The organism is Niastella caeni (assembly GCF_004834005.1).
Classification (GTDB): Bacteria; Bacteroidota; Bacteroidia; order Chitinophagales; family Chitinophagaceae; genus Niastella; species Niastella caeni.
In genome coordinates this window covers 378,340-389,764 of record NZ_STFF01000001.1, presented here as the reverse complement: position 1 = coordinate 389,764, position 11,425 = coordinate 378,340, and the positions used below count along the sequence as shown (strand labels likewise).

Below are 11,425 nucleotides of genomic sequence, written 5' to 3'. Positions count from 1 at the left end.
ACGTTAAGGAATTCTTAAACAGAAAGTAAAGGAACAGAAACCTGCAACGGCCATTAAAAAGCCGGTGTCTACCTTCCTTCAAATTAAACTCATGAAACTACCATTACTAACTGCTTCAGGCATAGGGCTTTGTTTTTGCCTGTATGGTTGTGATCCTGATGATAGAGGTTTAACTGAGAACGGTAAGGCTTATGTACCGGTGTATATGGCTGCTACAGAAAAGAATAACATCTCCATCAGCAGTGTCCGCTCAACCGATAGATCCGGAAAAATTTATGCTTACGGAAATTACATTTTTCAGAACGACCTCAATAAAGGCATTCACATTATAGATAATACCGACCGGGCACATCCTCAAAAGATCGCTTTTTTAAATATCCCCTACAATACTGAGTTCGCGGTGAAAGGGCGCTATCTCTACGCCAATAATGTAAACGACCTGGTGGTGATCGATATCGGCAATATAAACAACCCAACAGTAGTAAAAAGAATGGAAAATGCCTTTCCATATGTGAACCAGGAATATCCTACGGAACCTGGGTATTTTGTTTGTCCCGACCCTTCAAAAGGCATCGTAGTGGCCTGGGAATTACAAACTGTTAAATCACCTGCCTGCAGACGCTAAAAATTACCAGTATGAACAAACTATTATTTTATATACTGTTATCAGTAGTGCTGGTAGCAGCTGTTCAATGTGCTAAATCATCATCATCGGGCGCCAACACCACTGGCAGCGGGGGATCAACAGCCCGGTTTGCCATTCAGGGCAACTATCTGTATACCGTTGATAAATCGAACCTGAAAGTGTTCAATATTTCAGATCTGGCAAATCCTGTATTGAAAAATACGGTCCCCGTTGGTTTTGAAATTGAGACCATTTATCCGTTTAAAGACAAGCTGTTCATCGGTTCAACAAGCGTTGTGCATATATTTTCCGTTGACGATCCTGAACATCCTCAAAAATTAAGTACGGCTATTTCGCCCGAGGTGTTACGTCGTTGCGATCCGGTGGTGGCTAAAGATACAGTAGCCTATGCTACGCTGAGAACCAATAGTACCTGCGGTGGCACACAAAGTATTCTGGCGGCCTATGATATTAAGAACATAACCAACCCTGTTCAGAAAGCAACCTACCCCGTAAGTGAACCATACGGATTGGGATATGCGGATACGGCACTGTATGTATGCGACCGGAATGGATTGTTTGTCTTTAATATCAAAAACGCTTTCACGCCACAGTTAAGTAAGAAGTTTACCGATGGCTGGTACCTGGATGTTATTCCTTACAACAATACGCTTATCTGCCAGGTGCAGGATGGACTGACCTTGTATGATATCACCAATTGTATGAATCCTACCCTCATTACAAAAATTAAATAATGCTTCGTTGCAGTTTGTATTGCCTGCTTTTGCTGCTGGTAGCAGTGAATGGCATTGGCCAATTTAAAAATGCCCGGTATAAAAATGCCCGATATAGGGAACTATATAAAAAAGTGCCGGTTATGCAACGGGATACCGGTACACTGTATCTGCGGCATAATCCTTTGGGTTTAATTGATTTTATGGATGGGAATATAACGTTTGGTGCTGAGTACCGGTTCAACGAGATCTGGGCTGCAACAATGGATGCAGGCGCCATTTTGTATTCGGCCTATTTTCCAAGGAACCGGCAGGCTACCGGCGTTTTGCTGCGTCCCGGCGTGCGGATCTATCCCGGCAAATACAAAGATGTATTTGTTGACCTGCAGTTTCATTATAAACAGGTGACGTACCGCGTGAGGGACTGGCTTGAAAAAGATGTGGTGAATGGCGTAGCTTCTTATGAGGAGTTTAAAACTTTCCGGTACCGGAAACAGGTGATGGGGGTAAACATGATGGCTGGGGTAAAAGAAAAACTGTTCCGCAGTGACCGGTTCTTTATTGAATTATACCTGGGAGTAGGGGTTCATTTTAAAAATGAATACCTGTATAATGAACCTAACAGCCGCTACGATCCGCCCTTTACGTTCGGTGCAAACAGAGGAACAACTAATTCATCTGATAACACCTCTGACGGAAAAAGTGTTCTGCCCGCTTTACCGGGAGGTATAAGATTGGTGTGGCGATTACGCTGAATGCAGAACGCAAAACGCTGAAGGCTGAACGCAGAACGCTAAATGCTGAACGCAAAACGCCTAAGACAAAATGAATTTTGAGCGATTGCGTGAGCCCGGGAATTAAGGAACCGCAAACCGCAAACCGCAAACCGCAAACAACAAACAACAAAGCACAAACAACAAACAACAAACCACAAACAACAAACCACAAACAACAAACCACAAACTGCAAACAATAACTGAAACCTTGTTAGTTAAACCTCTTTTCGCAACACCTCCAAAGGTGGTTTATTCAATACGCTCCGGCTGTTAAATAAACCAATGATCACCGTTAATAACGAAATGGCCGCGAATAAGATCAGAATGGGCAACCAATGTGGCGTAAATGGCGCATTGAAGCTGTATTTGGCCAATGCCCAACTGGCTCCCATGGATAACAGGATGCCGGTGGCTGCTGCCAGTGCGCCCAGGAAGAAATATTCAAACGCCGTAATAAAGAGTATTTGTTTTCGGCTGGCGCCCAGCGTACGCAACAGAATACTTTCCTGTATGCGCTGGAATTTGCTGATGAGCACCGAAGCGATCAATACTATTAAACCGGTGATAATACTGAACCCGGCCATAAACCGGATCACGAAGCCGATCTTATCCAACACTTCATCCAGCACCGTAAGAATTAAGTTGAGGTCAATGACCGATACGTTCGGGTATTTTCGAACAATGGCCTGCTGAAAACGGGCCGATACTTCAGGCGATGGTACGCGGGTGACCAATACATGGAATTGCGGCGCTTCTTCCAATACCCCGGTTGGGAACACCACCCTGAAATTGGTTTGCACCCGTTGCCAGTCAACCTGTCTGAGACTGCCCACCACGGTGGGGATCAGGGTGCCCTGCACGTTAAAAATGATATGATCGCCGATATTAACATGAATGCGTTTGGCATACCTGTCCTCCATGGAAATGTAGATCACATCATCTGATGATCTTACCGGGCCGTACAATTTACCGGCGGTTAATTTTTCAGAACTGGTTAGCGTGTCGCGGTAGGTAACGCGGAATTCCCATTCATAGGCTTCGGTACGATAGCCCGTACTGGTATCTGATTTTACTTGCGCCGATGTTTGGTGATTGATCTCTTCTACCCGCATGGTAACAATGGGCACCTGTTGCATTACGGGCAGCTTATATTGTTTGGTCAGCACGGCAACGCTGTCTTTCTGGCTGTTCTGAATATCGAATAGCACCATGTTGGGTTGATTGCCGCTACCCGATAACGTTACCCGGCTGATGAGGATGTCCTGGATAAAATACAACGTACCGATAAAGGCAGCGCCCAACCCAATGGTCACAATTAAAATAAGGGTTTGATTATTGGGCCGGTACAGGTTGGCAAACCCCTGCCGCCACAGGTAATTCCATGAATTTGGGAAGAAGCGGCGTACCAGCCAGCGCAATAGCAGGGCAACCAGCGACAATACCAGGAATGCGCCGAGTATACTGAGTGTAAAAATGATGGCCTGTCGCCAGTTATGGATCTGCCACCAGGTAAAACCGGCTACAAAGAATAAGATGGCGGCGTACACGAGCCATTTAAGCGGATCGCGGAACCTGATCTGTTCTACTGCCAGGCGAAGAGTGTACAGCGGCGAAATATTTCTCACGTTCACCAGCGGCAGCAAGGCAAATAGTAAGGATATTACAACGCCTGAAATAATACCTTGTGTAATAGCCTTCCAGGAAATAGTGGTAGTTACCTGTACCGGTAAAAAGTCTTTAAATACCGCCGGTAATTGTTGTTGAATCACAATGCCCAGTACAGCGCCGAGTATGGAGCCGATCAAACCAATAGTAACGATCTGTATTAAATAAATTAAGAACGCCTGCGACGAGTTCACGCCCAGACAACGCAGAATGGCTATAGACGCGATCTTCTCGCGCATGTAAATATGAATGGCACTGGCCACGCCAATGCAACCCAACAGCAGGGCAATAAAGCTGATGAGGGTTAAGAACTGGTTGAAGTCTTCAAAAGCCCGCCCGGTATTTCTTTTTCTTTCTTCTACGGTATCATAATCAAGTCCCTCTTTTTCTAAACGGGGCTCTATATCCGAAATAATGCTTTCAATAACAGCGGGCTGGTTGTATTTATAGTAATAGGTTGTAGCAATGCGGCTCCCTTTTTGAATAAGACCGGTTGAGTCGAGGTAGTGGAGCGGAATATAAACCGGCGGCGCCACCGTAGTGGAAATTCCGGTTCTGCCCGGTGCTTTAGTGATTACCCCGGCAATGGCAAACGTTACATCGCCAATTTGAATGGAATCGCCTACCTGTGCATTGTACTGCAGCATTAAGGTTTTATCTACCAACGCCTGCCGGGCTTTGCGAAAAGACCTGGCTGCCCGGGCCGGCGTAGTTTCTATATTGCCGTAATAGGGGTAATCGCCATCGAGCGCCCGTACCTGCACTAACCGGGTGCCGTCGTTTTTGGTAAAATAGATCATGGAGGCGAAGGTGCGTTCTACGGAGCGCTGATCGCCGAGCGAGTCGAGCAGGGGTTTAATGCGGGAGCTTACTCTTTTATTGCTTTCAATAACCAGGTCGGCGCCCACCAGTGTTTTTGCCTGCGATTCAATATCACTACGCACATTATCGCCCAGCGAAAAAATGGCTACCAGTGCCGCAATGCCCAACACAATAGATGAGATAAATAAGAACAAGCGCGACCGGTTACGGCGGCTATCGCGCCAGGCCATCTTCAATAACCAGCCAAAGCGAAGTTTTCTTTTATATTTAAATCTTGCTATATCCATTCCTGCATGCTTTCTGTTCAGATGGCTTAATTGTTTGATGGTTAGTATCAGCGATCAGGCAATCAAACCATTAATTATTTTCGTCAGCAACTATATGCCCGCCTTTTATCCTTATAATTCTTTTCGTTTGCGAAGCCAGTTCCAGGTTATGCGTTACAATAATTAAAGTAGTACCGGCTTCCTGGTTCAGGTCGAATAATAATTTGATCACTTTATCGCTGGTTTCAACATCGAGGTTGCCGGTTGGTTCATCGGCAAATAAAATGCGGGGATTATTGGCAAAAGCCCGGGCCAGCGATACCCGTTGCTGTTCACCGCCCGATAACTGGGCAGGGTAGTGATGCAAGCGGTTATGCAATCCCACTTTATCGAGCAGGCTGATGCTTCTAGCCCGCACATTCTTTTCGCCGCGCAATTCCAGCGGCACCATCACATTTTCCAGTGCGGTAAGGGTGGGCAACAACTGAAAGTTCTGAAATATAAAACCCACATACCGGTTGCGTACCTGTGCCCGCTCATCTTCGCTCAGTTGGTCGAGCCGGATGTTATTCAGTTCAACCGAACCCAGGCTGGCGCGGTCGAGCCCGGCGCATAAACCCAACAGCGTGGTTTTGCCGCTTCCCGAAGGCCCCACAATAGAAACGGTAGAACCCGCTTCTACCGTAAAATTCACATCATTGAGCACCGTCAGGGTTTGCCCGGCGCCCTGGTAGGTTTTACTTACATTTTTTACGTTGAGCATTTAATCATATTTTAAAGCTGGTGGCTAGTAGCAAGTAGCTAGTGGGAGTTCTATTCGTAACTCCCTATTTTCTGCTTGCCTGCTGTTCTGAATAATTAGCGTTTTATCAGGGGGCAGGATGGAATACCTACTCGCGACTCGCCACTTACTACCAGCTAATAAATTAAACTTTTAATTACAGTTATGTGGTAATAAAGTTGCTTAAATTAATGTTATTTTGAAGAGGAAAGCGAACACCACACAGGTCTGGTCGGTAATTAAAATATACGAGGAAATTTTTAAACGGAGGCGCCGATGAAACAGTTTAGCAGTAATTTTTATATGGGTGGAAAATTTATGGTGGTCAGTGTGCTGTTGATAGGATTGCTGACCGGTTGCGGGAGCAATTCAGATAAAACAAATGAGGCAGCGAAGCAAAAGCGGGAACAGGTGCCGTCAACGCCGGAAAAGGAAAAAGCAAAAACAATTGTGTTTTATGGCAACAGTCTAACGGCCGGATACGGCGTAGATCCGTCGGAAGCGTTTCCCGCCCTGGTGCAGGAAAAAATAGATTCGTTGCAATTACCATATAAAGTGGTCAATGCCGGGTTAAGCGGTGAAACAACAGCCGGTGGCAAAAGCCGGATCGACTGGATTCTGCGTCAACCCGTAAACATATTTATTCTGGAGTTGGGCGGTAATGACGGACTGCGTGGCATTCCCATTGCAGAAACCTCCCGTAACCTGCAGGCTATTATTGACCGCGTAAGAGAAAAATATCCTGACGCCAGGATCATCCTTGCTGGTATGCAGGTGCCGCCGAATATGGGCCGTACCTATGCTACGGCATTCCGCGTAACGTTTCAGCAACTGGCGGCCAGGAACAACCTGGTGCTCATTCCCTTCCTGCTCGAACGGGTGGGCGGTGTTTCATCCCTGAACCTGCCCGATGGCATTCATCCCAATCCCGAAGGACATAAGATCGTTGCGGAGAATGTGTGGCAGGTGTTGAGGGAGTTAGTTCTTAGTTCATAGTTTTCAATTTTCAGTTTTCAGTTCCAGGTTTCGGTACTTCTGTATTTGTCCCGTACACACTTATTGCCTGAAATAACACGTCTATTGCTTAAACTGCACGTCTATTTATTTAAAATAGATAATATATGTTTTGGAGGTAATTTCGCGCCCGTAATCCTTGAAAATTAAATCAGGAGCTCAAAAACCCAACCAAAACTTGTATGCGCGTTCTTTATTCTTTTTTAGTTCTTGTAACTTCTGTTCTTTTATTTTCTTCAGCCAAAAGCCAAACCTGGCAGCCATTGGGGCCCGATGATTTTAATGAGCCTTCTTTGAACCAATGTACCAGTACATCAATTGCCATTGACGCCAGTGGACATCCTTATGTAACCTATAGGGACGAATATACCGGTACCGGGCATGTGAGAAAGTTTAACGGCAGTACCTGGGAAGAAGTGGGCAACCCGGGCATTTCTTTATTCTCGAATGCTGATTTTTCAATTTTGATCAGTGCTGACGGCCTTCCGACAGTTGTATACCAGGATGCTGCTAATATCGGCAGGGCAACCGTTAAAGTTTTTGTGTTCGGTAGCTGGGTTGAACAGGGAACAGGAGGCTTGTCGGCCAGTACAGCTGTTAATATTGCTATGGCAGAAGGGGTCTACAATACGTTATTTGTTGCCTACACTGATCTTAACATTGGTGGTAAACTAATGGTGAAGGCTAGTTTTGGTAACACATGGTTTGACCGGGGACCTTCTACAGGAATTACATCCGGGAGTGTTGCTGCTGTTTCCATGGTATTAGATGCCAATGGATTGCCATACGTAGCCTTCAGGGATAACAGCAATGGTGGCGCAATTTCTGTATTAAGGTTTACGGCAACCGGTTGGTTACCTGTAGGTACAGCAGGGTTTTCGGCCGGAAGCGTAAGTTATACTTCCATTGCAATGGATGCCGCCGGCACGCCTTATGTCGCTTTCACAGACGGTGCTAACGGAAACAAAATAGCAGTAAAAAAATTTGATGGGGCCAATTGGATCGATGTAGGAACACCTGGTTTTTCAGTGGGCGCAGCACAAAATGTTGGATTAAAAATTGATGGCAGCGGTACCTCATACCTTGTTTATGGCGATGCGGGAAACAGTAGTAAAACCATGGTGAAAAAATTTGATGGCAGTAACTGGATTGATGCCGCATCTGATATCTCCGTAGGAGCGGAAAACCGGCAGCGAATGGCGCTCGATGCAGCAGGTATCCCTTATGTTATATTCACTCAATCTGCAGTTGTCAATAAAGCTATAGTAAAAAAGTTAACAGGCAGTACATGGACAACCTTAGGCGGCCAGGGCGTTTCAGCAGGCGGCGTCCGTGCTGCCAGGATGGTAACAAATAGCAACGGCGTGCCTTATGTGGTGTATTCGGATCTATATAATAAATGGAATGCAACGGTACAAAAATACGATGGCAGCAGTTGGGCGCCCGTAGGCCAGGGAGCACTTTCACTTAATGGGGCAGGTGAGCCCGCCATTGCTATGGGGCCCAATAACATTCCGTATGTATTTTATGGTGATAATAATGATGGCGTTATAGTCAAAAAATTTGACGGCAGTAATTGGGTAAATGTGGGAACGCCCGGTTTTTTTGCTTCCGGAATAGATAATACTGCCATAGCAATTGACGCGGGCGGCACGCCGTATATAGCTTATAAAGATTTGGTGTCGACTAAGATCAACGTTCAAAAATTTGATGGCAGTAATTGGGTGTATGTTGGGCAGGCTGGTTTTTCGGCAGGAGCCGTTAATTATATTTCTTTAGTGCTGGATGCCAGCGGCACTCCTTATGTAACATACTCCGATGCAGGGAACGGCGATATGGCCATGGTTAAAAAGTATGACGGCAGCGCCTGGGTCGATGTAGGCACGCCCGGTATTTTCGCCAGTACAACCTACCGTACTTGTTTGGCATTCGATGGCAACGGTACGCTTTATGGGGCGTATTCTGATTCAGAAGTTAAAGTTAAAAAGTTTGATGGGAGCAACTGGATTGATATGGGACCGGTGGATGTTGGCCCGAATGGTAATGTGGTGTTGGCGGTGGATGGAAATGATGTTCTTTATGTAGCTTATTCCTATCCGGACAGGACTGATATTGCTGTGAAAAAATTTGATGGCGCCAATTGGGTGGCTGTGGGAACACCCGGCATGATTGCCGGCAAGCTTTATGTGGGCGTTTCCCTTGCTTTTGATGCCGTTAATTCTCCTGTAGTCTCCTATATGAATGGCAGTGTTTATGTAAAGAGCCTCGGCCCGCTGACCATTCTCCCCCTTCGCCTAACCGAATTCAATGGCCGCATCAACAACAACAACGCCCTGTTGACCTGGAAAACCGATAACGAAATAAATACCCGGGAATTTATTGTAGAAAGAAGTACCGATGGCCGTTACTATACAACTGCAGGTACCGTGCCCGCTGCCAATAGCGATGGCGTGCATCAATATGCCTTTACCGATCGGGATGTTCATTTGTTAAGCGCACCTGTCCTTTATTACCGCCTTAAACAGAAAGATCTGGATGGCAAGAGCACCTATAGCCGGGTTGTGCTGTTACCGGTTGGTAAAACAGGCAACCAGGTGGTATGTTACCCCAACCCGGTTTATAGCGAAGCCAGCCTCACCATCACCCTCGATAAGGCCACAAAGGTGCAGGCCCGCCTTATCGATAACATAGGTAAACTGGTGCAAGTGCAGCATTGGGACCTGGCCGCAGGTAGCACCTCATTGACAATAGATATGAGTCAGTTAGCAAAAGGCATGTATTATCTTCATATACGGGGCGGTTCCCTGAACAAACAGATCAGCCTGATTAAGCAATAGAAGGCATTATTTATATTATAAAACAAAGGGTAGGGCAGCCGGAAAAGGCAGTCCTGCCTTTTTTAGCTTTTAAAGGCTCCTCTTTAGGGTTGGGGATAACTTCCTTTTCCCCTACCTTTGCGGCGCAACCAGATACCCGGCCATTACCACCCGCTGAACACATTTATCACAGAAGCAGGAAAACCACCTGCTGATCTACTTCAAACACGTTGATAATCAGTCAAAACGTCGTGATAAAAATAATTTATCCCTTTATAAGAAGAAATGATATAACACTGTTTATACTTTTTAGTATAGATTATTGTACCTTTGTGACTCCTAAATCGAAAACAGGTCAATTCAAAAGATTTTGATATGAATAATGAGCTTAGTGCAATTGAGAAAACGGTTCTCAGTGATTACAAATATGGTTTTGTAACTGAAATTGAAGCGGATGAAGCGCCTCCCGGATTAAATGAAGACACGATCCGTTTTATTTCTGCCAAAAAGAACGAACCGGAGTGGATGTTGGAATGGCGGCTAAAAGCTTATAAACACTGGCTTAAGATGGAAGAGCCTACCTGGGCCAATATTAAGTACGATAAAATTAATTATCAGGACATTATATATTATTCTGCTCCCAAACAAAAAAAGAAAGTAAACAGCCTCGACGAAATTGATCCTGAGTTACGCAAAACATTCGAAAGGCTGGGTATTTCGCTCGACGAGCAAAAACGCCTTTCCGGTGTGGCCATCGACGCAGTGATCGACAGCGTTTCAATCGGCACCACTTTCAAGGAGCAACTGGCTGAGCTGGGCATCATCTTCTGCTCCATCAGCGAAGCCATTCAGGAACATCCTGAACTGGTAAAGAAATATATAGGATCAGTAGTGCCTATCACCGATAACTATTTCTCGGCATTGAATTCAGCCGTTTTCAGCGATGGTTCTTTCTGCTACATTCCAAAAGGCGTTCGTTGCCCCATGGAATTATCAACCTACTTCCGTATCAATGCGGAAGGTACCGGTCAGTTTGAGCGTACACTGCTCATCGCCGATGAAGGCAGCTACGTTAGCTACCTCGAAGGTTGTACAGCGCCCATTCGCGATGAAAATCAGTTACACGCTGCCGTGGTAGAGCTGATCGCCATGGAAAATGCAGAGATCAAATATTCAACCGTTCAAAACTGGTATCCCGGCGATAAAGACGGCGTGGGTGGTATTTACAACTTCGTAACCAAACGCGGCATTTGCCAGGGAGCCCATTCAAAAATAAGCTGGACGCAGGTAGAAACCGGTTCATCCATTACCTGGAAATACCCCAGCGTAATTCTGAAAGGCGATTATTCAGTAGGGGAGTTTTACTCCGTTGCGGTAACCAATAACCATCAACAGGCCGATACCGGCACCAAGATGATGCACCTGGGTAAAAATACCCGCAGCCGCATTGTATCAAAAGGTATTTCGGCCGGTGTAAGTAACAATAGTTATCGTGGACTGGTGCATGTTGGTAAGAACGCCGCCAATGCCCGTAACTTCTCCCAGTGCGATTCTTTGTTGCTGGGCGACAAATGCGGCGCACATACCTTCCCTTACATTGAAGTGAAAAACAATACAGGCGTAGTAGAGCATGAAGCTACTACTTCAAAGATCGGTGAAGACCAGATCTTCTATTGCAACCAGCGCGGTATTGATACCGAAACAGCCGTTGCCCTCATCATTAACGGCTTTGCCAAAGAAGTTATGAACCAGCTGCCGATGGAGTTTGCGGTAGAGGCGCAGAAATTATTGGCGATTAGTCTTGAAGGCAGTGTTGGTTAATTTGAAAATGTGCAAATTTGAAAATTTGAAAATGAAATCCATTCACGTTTGCCGTTTCATAATTCACCTTTGACCATTCACGAATAAAATTTACGATTAAGATAA

8 protein-coding genes are annotated in these 11,425 nt (G+C 45.7%); 6 read left to right on the top strand and 2 right to left on the bottom strand.

Features of this window, described 5'->3' with window-relative positions:
* Positions 1-91: 91 nt before the first annotated feature.
* The 3 genes from FAM09_RS01625 to FAM09_RS01615 are packed head-to-tail and all read left to right on the top strand — an operon-like array spanning position 92 to position 2,114.
* Positions 92-625 carry an LVIVD repeat-containing protein gene (locus FAM09_RS01625; RefSeq protein WP_136575332.1) on the top strand — a complete coding sequence of 178 codons (534 nt, stop codon included), beginning with the start codon at positions 92-94 and terminating at the stop codon, positions 623-625.
* An 11-nt stretch (positions 626-636) separates the two neighbouring features.
* The gene (locus FAM09_RS01620; RefSeq protein ID WP_136575331.1) at positions 637-1,380 is read left to right on the top strand and encodes an LVIVD repeat-containing protein; all 744 of its coding nucleotides are present in this window, start codon (positions 637-639) and stop codon (positions 1,378-1,380) included.
* Entirely contained in the window at positions 1,380-2,114 is a 735-nt protein-coding gene (locus FAM09_RS01615; protein ID WP_136575330.1) for a hypothetical protein, read from the top strand. Before FAM09_RS01620 ends, FAM09_RS01615 begins: the two co-directional genes overlap by 1 nt.
* A gap of 236 nt (positions 2,115-2,350) precedes the next feature.
* Here the strand turns inward: FAM09_RS01615 and FAM09_RS01610 are convergent, their stop codons facing one another.
* Positions 2,351-4,909, bottom strand: a complete 2,559-nt coding sequence (locus FAM09_RS01610) for an ABC transporter permease (RefSeq protein WP_136575329.1) — start codon at positions 4,907-4,909, stop codon at positions 2,351-2,353.
* Positions 4,910-4,979: 70 nt separating this feature from the next.
* A complete protein-coding gene (locus FAM09_RS01605; RefSeq protein WP_136575328.1) occupies positions 4,980-5,651 on the bottom strand; it encodes an ABC transporter ATP-binding protein in 672 nt (223 codons plus the stop codon).
* Positions 5,652-5,945: 294 nt separating this feature from the next.
* Here FAM09_RS01605 and FAM09_RS01600 point away from each other — a divergent pair, with 294 nt between their 5' ends.
* The 3 genes from FAM09_RS01600 to sufB all read left to right on the top strand — a co-directional run bounded on the left by FAM09_RS01600 (position 5,946) and on the right by sufB (position 11,320).
* Positions 5,946-6,665 (top strand): arylesterase, encoded by a 720-nt coding sequence (locus tag FAM09_RS01600; protein ID WP_136575327.1) that lies wholly within the window; start codon positions 5,946-5,948, stop codon positions 6,663-6,665.
* Between the two features lie 200 nt (positions 6,666-6,865).
* Positions 6,866-9,520 carry a T9SS type A sorting domain-containing protein gene (locus FAM09_RS01595; RefSeq protein WP_136575326.1) on the top strand — a complete coding sequence of 885 codons (2,655 nt, stop codon included), beginning with the start codon at positions 6,866-6,868 and terminating at the stop codon, positions 9,518-9,520.
* Positions 9,521-9,874: 354 nt separating this feature from the next.
* Complete coding sequence (gene sufB / locus FAM09_RS01590; RefSeq protein WP_136575325.1) at positions 9,875-11,320, top strand: Fe-S cluster assembly protein SufB; 1,446 nt, start codon at positions 9,875-9,877, stop codon at positions 11,318-11,320.
* Positions 11,321-11,425 lie beyond the last annotated feature (105 nt).